This is a genomic window from Micromonospora coerulea (genome assembly GCF_016598485.1).
GTDB lineage: Bacteria > Actinomycetota > Actinomycetes > Mycobacteriales > Micromonosporaceae > Micromonospora > Micromonospora coerulea.
The window spans coordinates 34549-53858 of the sequence record NZ_JAEMUW010000022.1 but is presented as its reverse complement, the minus strand read 5'-3'; the positions used below and the strand labels follow the sequence as shown (position 1 = coordinate 53858).

Annotated in this window: 16 protein-coding genes; 4 read left to right on the top strand and 12 right to left on the bottom strand. The window is 74.5% G+C overall.

All coding sequences use genetic code 11. The features are described 5' to 3' along the window. Positions 1-7 precede the first annotated feature (7 nt). Positions 8-1081 carry a LacI family DNA-binding transcriptional regulator gene (locus tag I8N68_RS24930; protein ID WP_200214827.1) on the top strand — a complete coding sequence of 358 codons (1074 nt, stop codon included), beginning with the start codon at positions 8-10 and terminating at the stop codon, positions 1079-1081. A gap of 83 nt (positions 1082-1164) precedes the next feature. Then, entirely contained in the window at positions 1165-2820 is a 1656-nt protein-coding gene (locus I8N68_RS24925) for a glycoside hydrolase family 13 protein (RefSeq protein ID WP_200214930.1), read from the top strand. A gap of 105 nt (positions 2821-2925) precedes the next feature. Here I8N68_RS24925 and I8N68_RS24920 read toward each other — a convergent pair whose 3' ends face one another. The 3 genes from I8N68_RS24920 to xylA are packed head-to-tail and all read right to left on the bottom strand — an operon-like array spanning position 2926 to position 7014. Then, the gene (locus tag I8N68_RS24920) at positions 2926-4338 is read right to left on the bottom strand and encodes an MFS transporter (protein ID WP_200214825.1); all 1413 of its coding nucleotides are present in this window, start codon (positions 4336-4338) and stop codon (positions 2926-2928) included. Positions 4339-4362: 24 nt separating this feature from the next. Beyond that, positions 4363-5814 carry a xylulokinase gene (xylB, locus tag I8N68_RS24915; RefSeq protein ID WP_200214822.1) on the bottom strand — a complete coding sequence of 484 codons (1452 nt, stop codon included), beginning with the start codon at positions 5812-5814 and terminating at the stop codon, positions 4363-4365. A 12-nt stretch (positions 5815-5826) separates the two neighbouring features. Then, positions 5827-7014: a xylose isomerase gene (gene xylA / locus I8N68_RS24910; protein ID WP_200214818.1), complete on the bottom strand. Its 1188-nt coding sequence runs from the start codon at positions 7012-7014 to the stop codon at positions 5827-5829. Between the two features lie 48 nt (positions 7015-7062). On the opposite strand from xylA, the gene I8N68_RS24905 reads away from it, so the two are divergent. Continuing rightward, the gene (locus tag I8N68_RS24905) at positions 7063-8319 is read left to right on the top strand and encodes an ROK family protein (RefSeq protein ID WP_200214815.1); all 1257 of its coding nucleotides are present in this window, start codon (positions 7063-7065) and stop codon (positions 8317-8319) included. Between the two features lie 326 nt (positions 8320-8645). On the opposite strand, the gene I8N68_RS24900 is transcribed toward I8N68_RS24905, so the two are convergent. Continuing rightward, positions 8646-9197 carry a MarR family winged helix-turn-helix transcriptional regulator gene (locus tag I8N68_RS24900; RefSeq protein ID WP_200214812.1) on the bottom strand — a complete coding sequence of 184 codons (552 nt, stop codon included), beginning with the start codon at positions 9195-9197 and terminating at the stop codon, positions 8646-8648. Positions 9198-9292: 95 nt separating this feature from the next. On the opposite strand from I8N68_RS24900, the gene I8N68_RS24895 reads away from it, so the two are divergent. Beyond that, positions 9293-10423: a PP2C family protein-serine/threonine phosphatase gene (locus tag I8N68_RS24895; RefSeq protein WP_200214810.1), complete on the top strand. Its 1131-nt coding sequence runs from the start codon at positions 9293-9295 to the stop codon at positions 10421-10423. Between the two features lie 45 nt (positions 10424-10468). Here I8N68_RS24895 and I8N68_RS24890 read toward each other — a convergent pair whose 3' ends face one another. From I8N68_RS24890 to I8N68_RS34320, 8 genes are all read right to left on the bottom strand, one after another. Then, positions 10469-11953, bottom strand: a complete 1485-nt coding sequence (locus tag I8N68_RS24890) for a sugar transferase (protein WP_200214808.1) — start codon at positions 11951-11953, stop codon at positions 10469-10471. A 212-nt stretch (positions 11954-12165) separates the two neighbouring features. Further along, on the bottom strand, positions 12166-13914 hold the full coding sequence (locus tag I8N68_RS24885; protein ID WP_200214806.1) for a VWA domain-containing protein: 1749 nt from the start codon (positions 13912-13914) through the stop codon (positions 12166-12168). Positions 13915-14101: 187 nt separating this feature from the next. After that, the gene (locus I8N68_RS24880; protein WP_200214804.1) at positions 14102-15148 is read right to left on the bottom strand and encodes a lactonase family protein; all 1047 of its coding nucleotides are present in this window, start codon (positions 15146-15148) and stop codon (positions 14102-14104) included. Between the two features lie 96 nt (positions 15149-15244). Next, on the bottom strand, positions 15245-15847 hold the full coding sequence (locus I8N68_RS24875; RefSeq protein WP_200214802.1) for a GTP-binding protein: 603 nt from the start codon (positions 15845-15847) through the stop codon (positions 15245-15247). After that, positions 15828-16217, bottom strand: coding sequence for a DUF742 domain-containing protein (locus I8N68_RS24870; protein ID WP_200214800.1), 390 nt, complete (start codon positions 16215-16217; stop codon positions 15828-15830). Before I8N68_RS24870 ends, I8N68_RS24875 begins: the two co-directional genes overlap by 20 nt. Next, positions 16207-16629: a roadblock/LC7 domain-containing protein gene (locus I8N68_RS24865; RefSeq protein ID WP_200214798.1), complete on the bottom strand. Its 423-nt coding sequence runs from the start codon at positions 16627-16629 to the stop codon at positions 16207-16209. The genes I8N68_RS24870 and I8N68_RS24865 overlap by 11 nt, the downstream gene beginning before the upstream one ends. Next, the gene (locus tag I8N68_RS24860) at positions 16629-18956 is read right to left on the bottom strand and encodes a sensor histidine kinase (RefSeq protein WP_200214796.1); all 2328 of its coding nucleotides are present in this window, start codon (positions 18954-18956) and stop codon (positions 16629-16631) included. The genes I8N68_RS24865 and I8N68_RS24860 overlap by 1 nt, the downstream gene beginning before the upstream one ends. Positions 18957-19189: 233 nt before the next feature. Next, on the bottom strand, positions 19190-19270 hold the full coding sequence (locus I8N68_RS34320; RefSeq protein WP_200214929.1) for a hypothetical protein: 81 nt from the start codon (positions 19268-19270) through the stop codon (positions 19190-19192). Positions 19271-19310 lie beyond the last annotated feature (40 nt).

Below are 19310 nucleotides of genomic sequence, written 5' to 3'. Positions count from 1 at the left end.
GGGAACGATGACCAAGATTGACGATGTCGCCCGCCTGGCCGGGGTCTCCACGGCCACCGTCTCGCGGGCGCTGCGCGGCCTCCCCACCGTCTCGGCCGCGACCCGGCGCCGGGTCCTCGCCGCCGCGGAGCAGCTCGAGTACGCGGTCTCCCCGAGCGCGTCCCGGCTGGCCGGCGGAAAGACCGGCACGGTCGCCGTGGTGGTCCCCCGGATCACCCGCTGGTTTTTCGGCACGGTCGTCGAGGCGGTCGAGGAGTTCCTCCACGAGTCCGGCTACGACCTGCTGCTCTACAACCTCGGCGGCCGGGAGCAGACCCGCCAGCGGGTGCTGCGCACCGCCAGCCTGCACAAGCGGGTGGACGCGGTCATCCTGGTCGCCACGCCATTGCGCCCGCCGGAGGTGACCGCGCTGACCGCGCTGGACCTGCCCGGCGTCACCATCAGCTCCGGCACGGACGTGCCCGGTTGGCCGTGCGTCCGGATCGACGACGTGGCCGCCGCGCGGACCGCCACCCGGCACCTGCTCGACCTCGGCCACACCCGGATCGCGCACATCTCCGGCGACCCGGACGACGAGCTGGCCTTCACCACCCACCTGGACCGGCGGCGGGGCTACCAGGCGGCGCTCCGCGCGGCCGGGATCCGCCCCGACCCCAGCCTTGACGTGGAGTCGCAGTTCACCATCGACGGCGGCAACCGGGCCACCGCCGAGCTGCTGGCCCGGGGCGAACCGCCCACCGCCATCTTCGCGGCGTGCGACGAGATGGCGATGGGCGCGATGACCGCGCTGCGGGACGCCGGGCTCCGGGTGCCGCAGGACGTCAGCGTGATCGGCATCGACGACCACGACCTGGCCAAGGTGCTCGGGCTGAGCACCATCGCCCAGCCGGCGACGGAGCAGGGGCTGCTCGCCGCGCGGATCCTGCTCGACCCGCTCGGCGTCCGCACCGCCGAGCCGTACGCCGGGCATCTCCCGGCACAGCGGGGCGGGGACGCCCCCGGCGACACGCCGATGCCACCGGTGATCCTGCCCACTCGGCTGGTCGTGCGGGAGTCGACCGCACCGCCCCGGGCACACTGAACAGATTCGGCCGTCCGCGCGGCGGCCGCACCGCACCTCCGTCCGGTCTCGGACGGCACGGCACGAAACAAGGGGAGAAGGCTCTGAACACCGACGTGACGCAGCAGGAAACGGCCGGCGCCCCGGCCACCGGCTGGTGGACCGAGGCCGTCATCTACCAGATCTACCCGCGCTCCTTCGCCGACTCCGACGGCGATGGCATCGGGGACCTCCCCGGCATCACCGCCCGCCTCGATCACCTCGCCGAGCTCGGCGTCGACGCGGTCTGGCTGTCGCCGTTCTACCCGTCGCCGCAGGCCGACGCCGGGTACGACGTGGCCGACTACCGGGACGTCGACCCGCTGTTCGGCCGGCTCGGGGACGCCGACAAGATGATCGCCGAGGCCAAGGCGCGCGGCCTACGGGTCATCGTCGACCTGGTGCCGAACCACACCTCGTCCGCGCACCGCTGGTTCCAGGCGGCGCTGGCTGCCGCGCCGGGCAGCCCGGAGCGGCAGCGGTACGTCTTCCGGGACGGCAAGGGACCGCAGGGCGCCGCGCCGCCGAACGACTGGCAGAGCGTCTTCGGCGGGCCGGCGTGGACCCGGGTGCCCGACGGGCAGTGGTACCTGCACCTCTTCGACACCGGCCAGCCCGACCTCAACTGGGACAGCCCCGAGGTTCGCGCCGAGTTCCTGGACATCCTCCGGTTCTGGCTGGACCGGGGCGTCGACGGGTTCCGGGTGGACGTGGCACACGGGCTGATCAAGCAGGCCGACCTGGCCGACTGGCAGGAGCCGCACGAGATCCTCTCCGGCCAGGAGGTGGACAAGCCGCGCCCGCCGATGTGGGACCAGGACGGCGTGCACGAGATCTACCGCGAGTGGCGGAGGCTGCTCGACTCGTACGGCGGGGAGCGGATCCTGGTTGCCGAGGCGTGGGTGGAGCCGGCCGAGCGGCTGGCCCACTACGTCCGGCCGGACGAAATGCACCAGGCGTTCAACTTCGAGTACCTGCTCGCCGCCTGGACCGCCCCGGCCCAGTACGCGGTGATCACCCGCTCGCTGGAGGCCACCGACGCGGTCGGCGCCCCCACCACCTGGGTGCTCTCCAACCACGACGTGGTGCGGCACGCCTCCCGGCTCGCGCTGCCGATCGGCGCGCCGCGGCCGAACGGCATCGGCATCGGCGACCCGCAGCCGGACGCGGCGCTCGGCCTGCGCCGGGCCCGGGCGGCCAGTCTGCTGATGCTCGCCCTGCCCGGCTCCGCCTACCTCTACCAGGGCGAGGAGCTGGGGCTGCCGGAACACACCACGCTGCCCGACGAGGCCCGGCAGGACCCGACCTGGGAGCGCAGCGGGCACACCGAGCGCGGCCGGGACGGCTGCCGGGTGCCGATCCCGTGGGAGGCCGACGCCCCGTCGTACGGCTTCGGGCCCACCGACGCGAGCTGGCTGCCGCAGCCCCCGTCCTGGGCCGAGTACGCCCTGGACCGGCAGCGCGGGGTGCCGGGCTCGACGTACGAGCTGTACCGCACCGCGTTGCGGCTGCGCCGCGAGCACGGGCTGGCCCGGGGGCCGCTGGAGTGGCTCTCCACCGGCGACGAGGTGATCGCCTTCCGCAACGGCGGCCTGACCGTGCTGACCAACTTCGGCCAGGCCGCCGTCTCGGCACCGGCCGGCGAGGTGGTGCAGAGCAGCGCCCCGCTCGACGAGGACGGCCGGGTCCCGACCGACGTGACGGTCTGGGTCCGCGCCTGAGCACCGTCCGGCCCGCCGGCCACCGCCCGAGGGCGGCGTCGGCGGGCCGGACTCTTCTCGTCTTCGACCTCAGCGCCACCGCGCCCGGCCGGGCGTCCGACCCGGTCAGAGGCGGTCGGCGCGGGCGTGCAGGAGCTCGTGCACGGACTCGATGTCACCGGGCGAGGTGCGGGCGGCGAGCCAGTACATGACCCCGGTGGGCAGGAAGAAGAGCTGGAAGGCGGCCAGCCCGACCGCGTAGTTCAGCGGCGGCGGGAAGGCCGCGCGCAGCCCGGCGAAGGCCACTCCGACCAGCCCGTTGCCGGCGGCCCGACCCACCCCGTTGACGAGGTTGCCGAGGCTGTAGACGGTGCCCCGGTGCTCAGGCGGGTTGACGTCGGCGATCAGCGCGAACCAGTTCGGCGAGTTCGCCGAGGTGAGGGCCAGCGCCAGCACGGCGGCGAGCAGGCTCAGCCCGACGGTGGGCTCGGTGACCACGCTGGCCAGCACGGCGGCGACCACCGCGCCCGAGCCACCGCCGTCCGGCACGTCGATTCGGATCGGCACGAAGAACAGGACCAGGTAGAACGGCACGGCCGCGAGGATGCCCACCGCCGCGACCAGGGCCCGCCCGCTCGGCGTACGCCGTTGCAGCGCGTCGCCGACCAGGCCGCCCACGATGGAGAGCACCCCGCCGAGCTGAAACAGGGTGGCGAAGACGCTGCCCACCACCACGGCCGTCGCCGCCGAGTAGCCCTGCGCCTCGGCCCGCTGGGCGAAGAGCACCGGCAGCCAGACCAGCGAGCCGAACGCGGCCTGCGCGGTGAGCCCCTGGAGGATCAGCCAGCGGTTGGTCCGCCGGGCCAGGATCCGGGGCAGGTCGGATCTGCTGATCCGGTAGTCGTAGTCGGCCCCGGCGTCGATCGCCTCGGCCAGCTCCGGCTCGCTCTGCCCGCGCCGGATGTCGTACGTGAAGAGGTAGGCCACCGTGGCGGTCAGCCCGACCCCGGTGAGGAGTAGGAACGGCCGCCGCCAGTCGGTGGCGCCGAGGAGCCCGCCGGTCAGCGTCCCGGCGAGGGTGCCGACACCCTGGGACAGGCCCCAGAAGCTCATCACCAGCCCCCGGCGGCGGGGTGAGATCAGGTCGGTGACGACGGAGAAACCGACCGAGCCGACCGCCCCGAGCCCCACCGCGGCGACCAGCTGGGCGACCAGGAACGTCGGGTAGTTCTGCGCGAGCGCGCTGCCGCCGGTGCCGGCCGCCCAGATCAGCGTGCCGACCATCAGCAGTGGCTTGCGGTTGGTCCGGTCACCGACGTACGCCCAGGCGACCGCGGCCACCGCGCTGACCAGGAAACTCACCGCGGTGACCAGGCCGAGCAACCGTTGCGAGACGCCCAGCGCGCCGGAGATCGGCCCGTACAGCGGCGGGACCAGGCCGATCGCCACGTTGTCCAGCGAGGCGAGCACCACGAACACCACGACGCTGTAGAGGCGGTGCGCCGCGGTCCCGTGCCGGGAGATCCTGGTGCCGGTCATGTCCGGCAGCAAACCAGGACGAGATCACGGCCCGGTGACGACCCCCGGTCGGTCGACGATCCGGTCCCGGGCCTGTGCGTACCGCTCGCGGATGGCGGGCACGGCTTCCGCGGCGTACCGCTCGGTGGCGCCGAGCGTCCACGGCGGCGGGGTCGCGCCGCCCAGGGCGACCCAGGCGGCCTGCCGGGCGGCGCCATCGGCGACGTACTCCCCGGGCGGCGGCACCACCACCGGGCAGCCGAAGACCTGCGGCGCGATCCGGCGGACCGCCGCCGAGCGGGCCCCGCCGCCGACCAGGATGACCCGGTCGGCGGTCGCGCCCTGCGCGATCAGCGCGTCGAGCCCGTCGGCGAGCGCGCAGAGCATCCCCTCCACGGCGGCCCGGGCCAGGTGGCCGGCGGTGGCGTTGGACAGGGTCAGGCCGTGCACGGAGCCGGTGGCGAGCGGCCGGTTCGGGGTCCGCTCCCCCTCCAGGTACGGCACCATGACCAGCCCGTCCGCGCCGGGCGGGACGGCCAGCGCCAGCTCCGCCACCTCGTCCAGCCCGACCCGGAGCAGCGCCGCCGCGGCGTCCAGCACGCGGGCCGCGTTGAGCGTGCAGACCAGCGGCAGGTACCGGCCGGTGGCGTCGGCGAAGCCGGCCACCGCACCGGCCGCGTCGGCGGCCGGGGCGTCCGCCACCGCGAAGACCGTGCCCGAGGTGCCGATCGAGACGACCACGTCGCCGGGCCCGGCCCCGACGCCCAGGGCGGCGGCGGCGTTGTCCCCGGTCCCCGGCCCGAGCAGGACGTCCCCGGCCCGGCCGCCGAGCACCGCCGGGTCGAGGACGCCCGCCGGTTCCGCCGGACCGAGCACCGCCGGCACCCGCAGGCGCCGGCCGAAGGCCCGGTCCAGCAGGTCGAGGCGGTACTCGCCGGTCCGTGGCGACCAGTAGCCGGTGCCGCTGGCGTCGCCCCGGTCGGTGCGCAGCGCGTCGAGGCCGGGGGCGCCCGCCAGGCGCCAGGTCAGCCAGTCGTGCGGCAGGCAGACCGCCGCCACCCGGTCGGCGTTCGCCGGCTCGTGCCGGGCCAGCCAGCGCAGCTTGGTCGCGGTGAAGCTGGCCACCGGCACGCTGCCGGTCGCCCCGGCCCAGAACCGGCGGCCGGTCGCGTCCCCGCCGGCCTCCTCGACCAGTTCCCGAGCCGCCTCGGCGGACCGGGTGTCGTTCCAGAGCAGCGCCGGCCGGACCACCTGCCCCGCCGCGTCCAGGCAGACCATGCCGTGCTGCTGGCCGGCGACCGACACGGCCGCGACGTCGGCCAGGCCGCCGGCCGCGTCGACGGCCGTCAGCAGGGCGTCCCACCAGGCGCGCGGGTCGACCTCGGTGCCGTCGGGGTGCGGCGCGCGGCCCTGGCGGACCAGCGCGCCGGTCTCCGCGTCCCGGACAACGACCTTGCAGGACTGGGTGGACGAGTCGACCCCCGCGACGAGCGGCATGGCGGCCCCGCCTCAGCGCGCGCCGAGCAGGTGCTCGACGGCGAGCTGGTTGAGCCGGACGAAGCCGAAGCCGCGCGCCCCGGCCGCGTCCGGGTCGAACTCCTCGAACGCGGCGCGGTCGGCGAGCAGGTCGGCGTAGCTCTCTCCCGCGGCCAGCGTCGGCGTGGCCAGCTCGCCGACCCGGCTCGCGGTCAGGGCCTCGGCGACCTCCGGGTCGGCCCGGAACGCCGCGGCCCGCTCCTTCAGCAGCAGGTACGTCCGCATGTTCGCCTCGGCCGAGGCCCACACCCCGGTCATGTCCTCGGTGCGGGAGGGCTTGTAGTCGAAGTGCCGCGGCCCGTCGTACGCGGGACCGCCGTCCGGGCCCCCGTGCTCCAGCAGGTCGACCAGGGCGAACGCGTTGAGCAGGTCGCCGTGGCCGAAGACCAGGTCCTGGTCGTACTTGATGCCGCGCTGGCCGTTGAGGTCGATGTGGAACAGCTTGCCCTGCCAGAGCGCCTGGGCGATGCCGTGGGCGAAGTTCAGCCCGGCCATCTGCTCGTGCCCGACCTCGGGGTTGAGCCCGACCCGCTCGGGGTGGGCCAGGGTGGAGATGAATGCCAGCGCGTGCCCGACGGTGGGCAGCAGGATGTCGCCGCGCGGCTCGTTCGGCTTGGGTTCGAGGGCGAAACGCAGGTCGTAGCCCTGGTCGAGCACGTACTGGCAGAGCAGGTCGACGGCCTCGCGGTACCGGTCCAGCGCGGCGCGGACGTCCTTGGCCAGGTCGTACTCGGCGCCCTCCCGGCCGCCCCACATGACGAAGGTGCGGGCGCCCAGCTCGGCGGCGAGGTCGACGTTGCGCAGCACCTTGCGCAGCGCGTACCGGCGCACGTCGCGGTCGTTGCTGGTGAAGCCGCCATCCTTGAAGACCGGGTGGGTGAACAGGTTGGTGGTGACCATCGGCACCACCAGGCCGGTCTCGTCGAGGGCCTTGCGGAACCGGGTCAGGCGGGCGTCGCGGGTGGCCGCGTCCGCGCCGAAGGGCACCAGGTCGTCGTCGTGGAAGGTGATCCCGTACGCGCCGAGTTCGGCGAGGCGGTGGACCGCCTCGACCGCGTCCAGCTCGGGACGGGTGGCGTCGCCGAACGGGTCACGGGCCTGCCAGCCCACCGTCCAGAGACCGAAGGAGAACTTGTCGGCGGGCGTGGGACGGGGTGCCATGGCAGACCTCCGGTGGTGTCGCCGCAATTTGTTCAGTGGTTGAATTAAATGACCGCGGTGTGGCAGTGTCAAGAGGTGACCAGCAGCCCGACCGGCGCGGTCCGGCAGGGCAGCCTCCGTGAGCTCAACCTCGCGGTCGTGCTCCGGCGGATCGCCGCCGCGGACCGACCGCCCTCCCGCGCCGAGCTCGCCGCCGACACCGGCCTCACCCGGGCGACCGTCTCGGCGGTCGTCGACGACCTGCTCGGCGGCCGGTTGGTGGCCGAGGCCGACTACGCCCCGCGCACCGGCGCCGGCCGCCCCGCCCGGGGCCTGGTGCTCGCCGACCACGGGCCGGCCGGGCTCGGCCTGGAGGTCAACGTCGACTACCTGGCCGCCTGCGTGGTCGACCTGGCCGGCACGGTCCGGCATCACGTCGTCCACCGCGCCGACCTTCGCCCGGTCTCCCCCGCCGACGCGCTGACCCGACTCGCCGCGCTCGCCGCCGACGCGCGCGCCGCCGCCGTACGCGAAGGACTGACCCTGGCCGGCGCGGCGCTCGCGGTCCCCGGCCTGGTCTCCGACGGCGGCCTGGTCCGGCTCGCCCCCAACCTGGGCTGGCGGGACGTGGACGTCCCCGCGCTGCTCGCCGGGCACCGGCTGACCGAGCCGGTCGACGGGGTACCGGCGCTGGTGGTGGAGAACGAGGCCAACCTCGCCGCCCTGGGCGAACTGCACGCCGGACCGCCCGGCACGGCGAGCTTCCTGCACCTGACCGGCGAGATCGGCATCGGTGCCGGGATCGTCCTCGACGGCGCGCTGTACCGGGGCACCCGCGGCTGGAGCGGCGAGATCGGTCACATCCCGGTACACCCCGAGGGGCGCCCGTGCCGCTGCGGCGGCCGCGGCTGCCTGGAGCGGTACGCGGGCCAGGAGGCCGTCCTGGCCGCGGCCGGGCTGGCCGGCGCCGACCTCCCGGCGGACACCGCCGCGGCCCGGCTGGCGGAGCTGGCCGAGGCGGGCGACCCGGCCACCCGCGCCGCGCTGGCGGACGCCGGGACCGCGCTCGGGGTGACCGTCGCGGGCGTGGTGAACCTGCTCGATCTGGACACCGTGGTGCTCGGCGGCGGGTACGCCCCGCTCGCCCGCTGGCTGCGCCCGCCGATGCTCGCGGAGATCACCGGGCGGGTGCTCACCGCCGCCTGGTCGCCGGTGACCGTGCGGCCGGCCGCTCTGGGCGCGCGGTCCGCGGCCGTCGGCGGGGCCGCCTCGGTGGTCCGCCGGATCGTGGACCGGCCGGCCGGCTGGCTTACCCGCGCGGGGTGAGGGCAGCTTCCTCGATGGGCGATCGCCTGCGTCCCTCGGTACGCTTGCCGCCAGGCAACCGGCCGTGCTGACCGGCCGGGTACGCCAGTCGCCGCAGACCCTCCGGCTGGTCGAACAGCGGCCGTTGGCGCTGATGGAACGCCCTGGTCGACCGGCTGCTCCAGCTCGTCGACGAGTGGCTCGGCGAGGCCCACGACGACATCGCCCTGCTCGCCGTGGCGGCGGCGCTCGCGTGACCGGGATCGCCGGTCCCTGACCGTGGGATCGTCACCTTCGCACCCCCGGCCGCCGGCAGGGCTCCCGGGCCGTCGGCCGGTACGGCGGTCTCAGGCGGTGCGCGCCACCGGTGGCTCATCCGCCGGGCGCGACGGCCCGGTCGCGCCGTCCGCCCACTCCGCCGACTCCCCCGAGCGCTCCCGCGACGCCTGCGCCACCGGCCAGCCGGCCTCCGGCGCCGCCGTGGCCTCGCGGCGCCGGGCCGCCTCGTCGAACTCCCGCATGCCGCGCAGCAGCGCCTCCCGCCCCTCCGGAGTCATCCCGGCGAGGACCCGGTCCAGCCGCTGCCGGCGGTCGGCCCGCAGCTCGGCGAGGAGCCGGACCGCCTCCGGGGTGAGGTGCAGCGAGATCTCCCGCCGGTCGAACCGACCCGGTTCCCGCTCCAGCATCCCGGCCGCGACCAGCCGGTCACAGAGCCGGCTGGCGGAGGAGAGCAGCATGTCCGTCAACGTGGCGAGCCGGCGGAGATTGATCCCGTCGTGCTGATCCACGACCATGACCGCCCGCAACTGGGCACTGGAGAGCCGGCTCGTCGTCCGTTCCCGGGCCGCCTCCCAGACGGCCAGCAGGGTGCCCGCCGCCTCATCCAGGGCGGCGGTCATACTCGCATCGGGTCCGTACGGACCGGGTTCTTCGGCCATGGTGGGCCCGAGACTACCCGCCCCACCAGGCCATCGACCTGTGCAAAGGAGCAAAGATGAGCGGACCGGAGGATCAGGCCCGCCGGACCCTCACCGAGGCACCGGCCGACCTCCTGCTCGACCGGCTGGCCGGCGAGCTGAAGGAGGCGTACCAGATCACCGGGGCCGAGCTGTACCAGGTTGACTACCGGCTGGCGGAACTGCTGCCGCTGAACGGCGGCGAGTCGATCACCGGGCCGGGGCACCCGGCCTGGCGGTGCTTCGACCACCAGGAGCCGATCGTCACCGACGGGACCGGCTGGTTCCCGGTGGGCATGCGCGGGGAACGCCGGGGTGTGCTGCGGCTCTCACCGGTGCCGGACGACCCGACCACCGTCGGGGAGCTCGGCGCGATCGCCACCGCGCTCGGTCACGAGCTGGCTGCCGTCTCCGCCAGCACCGACATCTACCTGACCGCCCGGCGCACCCGGCGCCTCACCCTCGCCGCCGAAATGCAGTGGGAGCTGCTGCCCGGGCGCAGCCGAATCCGCCCCTCGTTCAGCCTGGCCGGGCAGCTGGAGCCGGCGTACGCGGTCCGCGGCGACGGCTTCGACTGGTCCGACGACGGCCACCGGCTGTGGCTGTCCGTGGTCAACGGCTCGGGCGAGGGGGTGGCCGCGTCCATGCTCACCTCGCTGGCCACCCACGCGCTGCGCAACGCCCGCCGGGCCGAGCTGGGCCTGGCCGACCAGGCCGCGCTTGCCGACCAGGCGATCTACGCCCTGCACCGGGGCGAGCAGCACCTCTCCGCACTGTTGCTGGCACTGGACCTGGAAACCGGCACGTTGACCGTGGTCGACGCCGGCTCCCCGCGGCTGGTGCGGCTGCGCGACGGCGAGGTCGCCGAGCAGGTCCTGGAGAAGCAGTTCCCGCTGGGCATGTTCGAGGGCACGGACTACCGGGAGCAGCATTTCCAGCTGCGCCGCGGGGACCGGCTCTTCGTGGTCAGCGACGGCGTGATCGACGCCACCGGGCAGAACATCCGGTACGGCGAGACGGCGCTGGACCGCTTCCTGCGGCGTACCGGGCCGATGGAGCCGCTGGACGCGGTCCGCTCCCTCATCGGTGACCTGCGGGCGTTCGTCGCCGGCGACCTGGTCGACGACGCCGTGGTGGTCTGCCTCGACTGGCTGGGGCCGCAGCCCTGACCGGGCCGCCGGCCCCGCGGCGCACCACCCGCGGGGGCCGGCGGCTCAGTACGCGCCGCGGCTGTTGAGCACCGCGCCGAAGGTCTTCCACAGGATGGTCAGGTCGGCGGCGAGCGACCAGTTCTCTACGTAGTAGAGGTCGAGCCGGATGCCGTCCTCCCAGCTCAGGTCGGACCGGCCGCTGACCTGCCAGAGACCGGTCATGCCGGGCTTCACCAGCAGTCGCCGGGCCACGTCGCCGTCGTACCGGGCCACCTCGGAGGGGAGCGGCGGGCGCGGGCCGACCAGGCTCATCTGGCCGAGCAGCACGTTCACCAGCTGCGGCAGCTCGTCCAGGGACCACTTGCGCAGCAGCCGGCCGATCCGGGTGACCCGGGGGTCGTCGCGCATCTTGAACATCAGGCCGTCGGTCTCGTTCCGCGCGGCCAGCTCGGCGAGCAGGGCGTCGGCGTTGACCACCATCGTGCGGAACTTGAAGACGCCGAACTCCTCGCCGCCCTGACCGACCCGGGTCTGGCGGAACAGCACCGGCCCCCGGCTGTCCAGCTTGATGGCGAGGGCGATGACCACCAGCAGCGGCAGCAGCAGGGTCAGCGCGACGAACGACAGGGACCGGTCGACGAAGCCCTTGACCAGCTTGCGGGCGCCGCGGAACTCGGGCGCCTCGACGTGGATCAGCGGCAGGCCGGCGACCGGACGGGTGTGGATGCGTGGGCCGGCGACGTCGGTCAGCGCGGGAGCGACGACCAGGTCCACCCCGGTCCCCTCGAGCTGCCAGCCGAGCCGACGCAGCCGGGTCGCGGTGAGTTCGCCGGAGGCGGTGACCGCCACGGTGTCCGCCCCGATGGCGGTGGCCGCCTCGGGGATGCCGCGGAACGAACCGACCACCGGCACGTCACCCAGCCGCTGCGGCACCGGGGCGAGCAGCGCGTCGGGTATGCACGCACCGACCACCTGATAGCCGGCGTACGGCTCGCGGCGCAGCGTGTGCACCAGCTCCAGCACGTGCGCGGTGTCGCCGACCACCAGCACCTTGCGGGACCAACCGGCGCCGCGGTCCCGGGCGCGGTGCAGCCGCTTGCGGGCGGCGAAGCGGGCCACCTCGAGCCCGACCGTGCCGACCGCGAAGGAGATCGCCAGGAAACCGCGGGAGACGCCGACGTCGGCGATGTAGCCGGCGATGGCGATGCCACCGGCGAGCCGCAGGCTGGCCGAGCTGACCCGCCGGTACTCGTCGGCACCGTAGCCGAGCACCCGGTCGTCATAGCAGCGCAGCGCCCGCAGCGAGATCAGCCAGGCCAGCAGCAGGCCGGGGGCGACCAGGACGTACGGGATCTCCGAACCGCTCGGCTCCTCGTCACCGAAGCGGGCGACGTACCCGACGAGGATGGCCACCGCGAGGACGCCGGTGTCCAGCACCGCCAGCAGCCGGATGTAGGCCCGCTCGTCGGCACGCGCCGCCGGCCCGGGGCGGTCGCCCCTCGGCCCCGACGGGGTCCTGGCGGGGGTCAACAGTGTCGCCGAGGTCACCGGCCCTCCCCAATACGCTCAGGACGGCCCCGACCGGACGGTCCCGATCGGGACCAGCGGCGGTCGGAGCACTTCGACATCTTGCCTGGAAAATTATGTACGCCGATTGCTTCGGACGTATTGCCGTCAGTTTTTCCTGGCCCGCGTGGGCCGGGAAGCGTTCCGCCGCACCGGTTCTCCGGTACGGCGGAACGCTGTCGCTGAGTGACAGATCAGCGGGGCGCGGGCGGCCGCAGCGCGATCGCCTGCAGGAAGATCTCGCCGATCTTGGTCGGGTCGGCGGTGACGAAGGGGGAGCCTCCGGTGACCTCGGTGATCGACTTCAGCTCCTTCCGGTCGACGTCGTTGCCGATCCCGATGATGATCACCTGCACCGGCTGTTCCTCGTCCTTGACCTTCTGCAGCTCGGCGAGCAGCTTCGCCTGGGTAAGGCCGTGCTTGTCGTCGTTCGTACCGTCGGTGAAGAGGACCACGGAGTTGACCTTGCCCGGCTCCCACTCCTTCTGGACCTCCTGGTAGGCGGCCAGGATGGTGTCGAAGAGGCCGGTGTCGCCGCTCGACGGCTTGATGCCGGCCAGCCCCCGCTGCAGCGCGCCCCGGTTGCTCGACAACGGCCTTATCGGGACCACCGGGCGCCAGTCCTGCGTACCGACCAGCTCGGTGGAGAACGTCCACAGCCCGATCGCCCAGGAGTCGTCGAAGAGGTTCAGACCCTGGCTCGCGGCCTCCACGGTGACCTGCTCCCGGGTGGCGCCCCTGGCGCTGGGCACCTTCGCCTTCATCGATCCGGAGACGTCGATGACGGCGAGCATCCGGCCCGACTGGGTGGCGACCGACCAGGTGGTGGTGGCCTTCGCGATGGCGGCCGGGTCCAGGCCAGCGACCCCCCCCTGACCGGTCGAGGGGACCTTGGCCCCGCCGCCCGCCGGGCTCGGCGCGCCCTGCGGCGCCTTGAACCCGTCACCCCAGTTGCCGTCCGGCGAGCGCAGCGCCTGCGTGGCCAGCCGGTTGCGGAAGCCCGGGGTGGTCAGCAGCTCGAAGAGCACCTTCGCGGCCGACGCCTTGGCCGGCTCGATGCCGGGCAGCACCGCGAACGGGTAGTCCAGCGGCATCGGGGACGGGTCCAGGTAGAGGGCGGCCAGCGGGATCGGCGGCTTGGTCTGGTTGTACGCGATGACGTCCTCTTCGGACAGCGCCGCGGCGCCCAGCCCGTTCGCGATGGCGGTCGGGTCCGACGAGCGCGGGAAGCGCGCGAGGAGGTCCTGCCTGATCGACGACCGGTTGGTGGCCAGTGCCCGCAGGGCGCCGATCATCGCCTCCTGCGCCGCCTCCGTCGAGCTGCCGGTGGAGCTGGCGGCGGCGGCCAGCGAGAGCAGGCCGGAGAGGCCGGCCGCGTCCTGGGTCGGCTCCACGATGCCGGCCTTCAGTGGCGACTTGCCAGCGGTGACCTTCTCCAGCAGCGCCGTCCAGGTGAGCTTTGCGTCCGGCCAGCCGACCCGGGAGGCCACCGGCTCCGGCATGGCGACCACCACCGGGCTGCGGGCGATCGAGGCGCCGTTGGCCGGGGCGAAGGCGGTGGCACCGCCGTTCTTGAGCCGCAGCAGCCAGGTGGAGGAGTCCGGCACCCAGACGTCGGGGGTCACCGCCGTGCCGCTGGCCTGCCCGACGCCGGCCAGCGTCGCGCCGTGCTTGCTCGCCACGGCGGCGGCCACGTCGACCGGCTCGGAGGAGGCGACGTTCACCGCGATGCAGGTGCCCCCGACCGCCGCCCCGTCCGCGACCCACTGGTCGGCCGCCCCCTTGACGGCGGGGGCGATCTCCGGAGCGGCCGCGACGGACAGTTGGATCCGCCCCGAGCAGGACGGCCCCGCGAGCTGCTGGTAACCGAACCAGGAGCCGGCGACGACGACGAGCAGGGTGGCCGCCGCGGCGGCACCTGCCCCACGAAGGCTTGTACGCATGCGATGGCGGCCAGACACGGTGACCATCTTGCGTATCTCGTGGGGTTACTGCCACAACCGTTCGGTTGAAAGTTACGCAGGAGAAACAGTTGATCGCATAATCGTGACACTGAGTGAGTGGTCAGTCATCCGGCGTGGCAGTGATCCACTCGGGACGGTCGGTCGGGCCGCCCGTGCGACCAGCCGACTACGGACAGACACAGGTCGGACTGGCCAGCGGGACCGGCTCGCCCACCGCCGTCGGCACCCCCGTGTCCGGGTCGACCCGGAAGATCCTGATCATGTCGGCCCGTTCGTCGGCCAGGTAGAGGTGCGCGCCGGTCAGCGCGAAGTGCCGGGGCCACTCCCCGCCCGTGTCGACCTCGGCCACCAGCCGGGGCGTCCCGTCCGCTACCGCGAACACCGCGACCGTGCCGACCCCCCGGTTGCCGACGTAGAGGAAGCGGCCGTCCGGCCCCACGGCGATCTCGGAGGGCTGTACGTGCCCGGCCCGCCCGCTGGCCTCCACCCGCTCGCGCTGGTGCAGCGCACCGTCGGCGGCGACGTCGTAGGCGGTGACCGTGCCGTCCAGCTCGCCGACCAGCCAGCAGCGCCGCCCGTCCGGGTGCCGGGCCAGGTGCCGGGGCCCGGTCCCGGCCGGCGTACGGACCCGGGGAGCCCGCGGCACCAGCCGCCCCGAGGCGGCGTCGAGGTCGTACCGGTAGACCGAGTCGGTGCCCAGGTCGACGGCGAGCAGCGGCCCGGCGCCCGGGTCGGGCGAGACCATGTGGCAGTGGGCCCCCGCCTGCCGGTCCGGGTCCGGCCCGCGCCCCTCGTGGTGGACCAGGTCGCTGCGCTCCCCCGGCACGCCGTCGGCGTCCAGTGGGAAGACCGCGACGCTGCCACCGCCGTAGTTGGCCACGAAGAGGTACCGCCCGTCCGGGGCGACCGCCAGGTGGCAGGGTTCGGCGCCCCCGGTCGACCGGACACCGAGCGGGCTCAGGTCACCGTCCGGGGCGGCCCGGAACGCGCTGACCTGCCCCTCCGGCAGCTCGTTGACGGCGTACAGCACGGGCAGCGCCGGATGCCGGACCAGGAACGACGGCGACGGGGTAACGGCGGCCGTGCCCAGCGGGGTGAGCTCCCCGGACGTCGGGTCGCGTCGCGCGGCGACGATTCCGGCGGCCCGCCCACCGCTCTCCGCCGTGTAGCCACCGATGTGGACGATCGCTGCCTGCGCGGTCACCGGACCCACCTTCCGCCGATTCCTCCGTTGATCCAACCAGAGGCTTCCCCGGAAGCCGGCGGTTCAGCCGTCTTTTCCGGGGCGGATCCGGCGTGCGGTCGGCGGTCAGGCCACCGGCACCGGCTCGCCACGCTGCCGGGCGACGTGCTCGACCAGCGAGATCAGCACCAACTTCGCGGACTGCCGGTCCCGGGCGTCGCAGAGCACCAGGGGCACGCCCGGGTCCAGGTCGAGCGCGTCGCGCACCGACTCCAGGCCGAACCGGCGCGCCCCGTCGAAGCAGTTCACCCCCACCACGAAGGGGATGCCGCGCTGCTCGAAGTAGTCGATCGAGGGGAAGCAGTCCGCCAGCCGACGGGTGTCCGCCAGCACCACCGCGCCGAGCGCCCCGAAGGCCAGCTCGTCCCAGAGAAACCAGAACCGGTCCTGCCCGGGGGTGCCGAAGAGGTAGACCTGGAGATCGTCGTTGATGGTGATCCGGCCGAAGTCCATCGCCACCGTCGTGGTCGACTTCTGCTCCACGCCGGAGAGGTCGTCGGTGCCGACCCCGGCCCCGGTCAGGATCTCCTCGGTCTGCAACGGCCGGACCTCGCTCAACGCGCTCACCAGCGTCGTCTTGCCGGCCCCGAAACCGCCCGCGATGAGGATCTTCAGGGCCAGGGGGACCCGCTGACCGGACCCCTCCCGGTCAGAGCGCACGGAGTCCATTGACCACCGCCTTGAGGATGTTGTCGTCGGGCAGGTGTGCGGCGGTCGGCGGTTGGTGCACCGCGACCAGCCCACGGGCGAGGAGGTCGCCGAGCAGCACCCGGACCACGCCGACGGCGAGGTCGAGGTCCGCGGCGAGGTCGGCGACCGCGACCGGCCGCCGGGCCAGTTCCACCAACTGCCGGTGCTCCGGCTGGAGCCCGGGCTGACCGCTGGCGTCCGCCGCCGGCGCGGCCAGCACGAAGGCGACCAGGTCGAAGCCGTCGACGGCCGGCCGGACCCGGCCGCCGGTGAGGGTGTACGGGCGGACGACCGGGCCGGCGGCGGCGTCCAGCCACTCGTGCTGCGGCCCCGGCGATTCAGCCCGCATCGGCGGCTCCCGACGCCGTTCGGGCCGGGGCGCTCAGGTTCTCGCCGACCCGGATGACCAGCATCGCCATCTCGTACGCCACCAGGCCGATGTCGGCGTCGGCGTCGCTGACCACCGCCAGGCAGGCACCCTGTCCGGCGGCGGTGACGAAGAGGTAGGCGGCCTCCATCTCCACGACGGTCTGGCGGACCGCGCCGCCGGCCAGGTGCCGGGTGGCCCCCTTGGCGAGGCTGGAGAAGCCGGAGGCCAGCGCGCAAAGGTGCTCCGCGTCGGTGCGGCTCAGCTCGGCGGACGCGCCGAGCAGGAGCCCGTCCGCCGACAGCACCACCGCCTGGCGGGCGGCTGGCACCCGCTCCACCAGGTCATCGAGCAACCAGTCGAGATCGACGTTCTGCCTCGTCGTGTGCACCACTAGGCGTCCCTCTCAGTTGCGGTCAGGGGTTCCGGAGCCGGCGGGGCGGGCTCGGTCACCGGGGCGGCGTCCGCGGCCGGCGCCGACGAGGTGCCGGCCGCCCGTGCCCCGTCCCGACGACCGCGCGCGGTGCCGGCCTGGAGCGCCGACATCGTCCGCCGGACCTCCTCGGGTGGCCGGTGGGCCGGGGCGTCGGCGACCGGGGGCCGGGGTCGCGCCACCGATCCGCGCCGGCGGACCCGGCGGGGCAGGCCGTCGCCGTCCGGGGCGGCCTCGACCGATGAGCCGCGGCCGGCGGCGAAGGGGACCACCGGGGTGGTCGACTCGGGCCGTTCCCGCCCTGGCCGGGTGGCCCGCGGCCGGGGCAGCGCGTTGAGCCGGGTCACCTTTGCCATCCGGCGGTCGTCGCCCGTCGCCCCGCCCGCCGGGGCGGTCGGCCCCACCGGCGGCTCGTCGGTGATCAGGTCGGCGGGGATCAGCACGACGGCGGTGGTCCCGGTCGGGGTGGCCGGTCGCAGCTGCACCCGTACGCCGTGCCGAGCGGCCAGCCGGGCCACCACGAAGTGGCCCAGCCGGGCGCTGTCGGCCAGGTCGAACTCCGGCGCCCGGGCCAGCCGGCGGTTGGCGTCCGCCAGCGCCTTTGCTGACATGCCGAGCCCCCGGTCGGTGATCTCGACGGCGTACCCGTTCGGCACGGCCTGGCCCGAGACGTCGACCCGGGTGCCGGGCGGGGAGAACACGGTGGCGTTCTCGACCAGCTCGGCAAGGAGGTGGATCACGTCGCCGACGGCCCGGCCCAGCACGCCGGCCGGCTGCACCACGCCCACGTCGACCCGGTGGTACGCCTCGACCTCGGAGATCGCGCCGCGGATCACGTCGACCGCGGCGACCGGGTTGCGCCAGCCCCGGCCCGGCGCCGCGCCGGCGAGGATGACCAGGTCCTCGGCGTGCCGCCGGAGTCGGGTGGCGAGGTGGTCGACCTGGAAGAGGCCGGCCAGCTCGTCCGGGTCCTCGGTGCGCCGCTCCAGCCGATCCAGCAGCGCGAGCTGCCGGTGCACCAGGCTCTGCCCGCGCCGGGCGATGTTGAGGAAGACCTCGTTGAGGCCGCGGCGCAGGGTGACCTCGTCGACGGCGGCCTGAACGGCGGTCCGCCGTACCTCGTTGAAGGCGCGCCCCACCTGGCCGATCTCGTCCGCGCCGTGGTCCAGCTCGGGTGCCTCCCGGGCGACGTCGACCTCCTCGCCCCGGCGCAGCCGGGCGACCACGTCGGGCAGCCGGTGCTCGGCCATCTCCAGGGCGGCGGTCCGGACGTTGGTCAGCCGCCCGGCCAGCGACCGGCCGACCCGGAGCGCCACCAGCACGCAGACCACGACGGCGAGCAGGCCGAGCACCCCGGCGGCGGCGAGCCGGACGAGGATCCGCACCGCCATCGGCACCGAGCGTTCGGCCAGTCCGTCGGCCCCGCTCAGCTCGAACTCCCGCAGCCCCTGCTGGACCGCGGCCTGGCTGCTCTCCCAGGCGCGCAGGTCGAGACCGGCCGGCAGGCCGTCGGCGCGGACCAGGGTGTCCTGGAGCGCGCGCAGCCGGACGAAGGCCTCCCCCTCGGTCAGCCGCTGGTACGCCGCCCGTTCCGGCGGCGGCAGGTCGGCCACCGCGGTTTCGGCCAGAAACCGCTGGTTGTTGATGGTCTGCACGACCTGGTCGTGCTCGCCCTCGGCGAACCGGCCGGCGGTCACCGCGCCGGCCAGCAGCGCGTCGGCCTGCCCGAGCAGCTCCCGGGAGCGGCCGAGCGCGGTGAGCGCCAGCGCCTCCCGGTTGAGTTCGACGTCGGGAAGGTTGGCCATCGCGGAAAACGCCTGGAAGGCCGAGGAGATCATCCCGCTGTAGAGGCCGACGGCGCCGGACCGGTCCACCTGCCGGCCGTCGATGAAGCCGCGGCCGGCGGGGAGCGCGTCCAGCGCGGCGACCAGCTGGTCGAGGCGGGTGTCGAGCAGGTCGTCGGCGGCGTCGCGCAGGTCGTCCCCGGCGACCCGGCGGCGGAGCTCGGCTACGGCCCGGTCGGTGCGGGCCCGCTGCTCGGCCAGGGTCGGCCGGGTGGTGTCCCCGGCGAGCTGGACGACCGAGAGCCGCCGTTCCCGTTGCAGCTCGGCGACGACGGCCTCGCCGGGGCGGCCGAGGTCGTAGAGCAGGGTTCGGGCGGCAAGCAGGTCGAGGGCGGGGCCGAAGGTCAGCGTGGTGGCGAAGATCCAGAGCGCCAGCAGCGCGGTCACCGGGCCGATGACCAGCGCGGTCAGCTTGGCGCGGATCGGCCAGTCGCGGGTGTTCAATCAGACCTCGCCCGAAAGGTGTGGCAGGGGTGGCGCCGGCACCGGCCGGACAACGTCCCGGCCATGGCGCCGGGCCCCGGCTCGGGCACCTTGGGCAGAATACGTAATCCCGGGCCGATGCACTACCGGCCGTCTCGCTGGTCACTACGGTCCGGGATGTTCCGCTGTGGACACCATTACGCGCGAGCGCCCCGCCGAAGGGACCGTCGGGGCGCTCGTGGCGGGGTACGGGATCAGGCGTTGACCGAGCTGACGAGGCCCTCGGCGACCCGGCGGCCGTACTGCTCGTCGCACTGGCTGAAGTGCCGAACCATCGTCTCCTGGATGTGCTCCCGGTAGGACTCGTCGGCCTCC

What these genes read in the sequence shown, in the direction of transcription:
- I8N68_RS24930 (WP_200214827.1), top strand. Translation starts at nt 8, where the DNA reads ATGACCAAGATTGACGATGTCGCCCGCCTGGCCGGGGTCTCCACGGCC.
- I8N68_RS24920 (WP_200214825.1), bottom strand. Translation starts at nt 4,338, where the DNA reads ATGACCGGCACCAGGATCTCCCGGCACGGGACCGCGGCGCACCGCCTC.
- xylB (WP_200214822.1), bottom strand. Translation starts at nt 5,814, where the DNA reads ATGCCGCTCGTCGCGGGGGTCGACTCGTCCACCCAGTCCTGCAAGGTC.
- xylA (WP_200214818.1), bottom strand. Translation starts at nt 7,014, where the DNA reads ATGGCACCCCGTCCCACGCCCGCCGACAAGTTCTCCTTCGGTCTCTGG.
- I8N68_RS24905 (WP_200214815.1), top strand. Translation starts at nt 7,063, where the DNA reads ATGACCGCGGTGTGGCAGTGTCAAGAGGTGACCAGCAGCCCGACCGGC.
- I8N68_RS24900 (WP_200214812.1), bottom strand. Translation starts at nt 9,197, where the DNA reads ATGACCGCCGCCCTGGATGAGGCGGCGGGCACCCTGCTGGCCGTCTGG.
- I8N68_RS24895 (WP_200214810.1), top strand. Translation starts at nt 9,293, where the DNA reads ATGAGCGGACCGGAGGATCAGGCCCGCCGGACCCTCACCGAGGCACCG.
- I8N68_RS24885 (WP_200214806.1), bottom strand. Translation starts at nt 13,914, where the DNA reads ATGCGTACAAGCCTTCGTGGGGCAGGTGCCGCCGCGGCGGCCACCCTG.
- I8N68_RS24875 (WP_200214802.1), bottom strand. Translation starts at nt 15,847, where the DNA reads ATGGACTCCGTGCGCTCTGACCGGGAGGGGTCCGGTCAGCGGGTCCCC.
- I8N68_RS24870 (WP_200214800.1), bottom strand. Translation starts at nt 16,217, where the DNA reads ATGCGGGCTGAATCGCCGGGGCCGCAGCACGAGTGGCTGGACGCCGCC.
- I8N68_RS34320 (WP_200214929.1), bottom strand. Translation starts at nt 19,270, where the DNA reads ATGGTTCGGCACTTCAGCCAGTGCGACGAGCAGTACGGCCGCCGGGTC.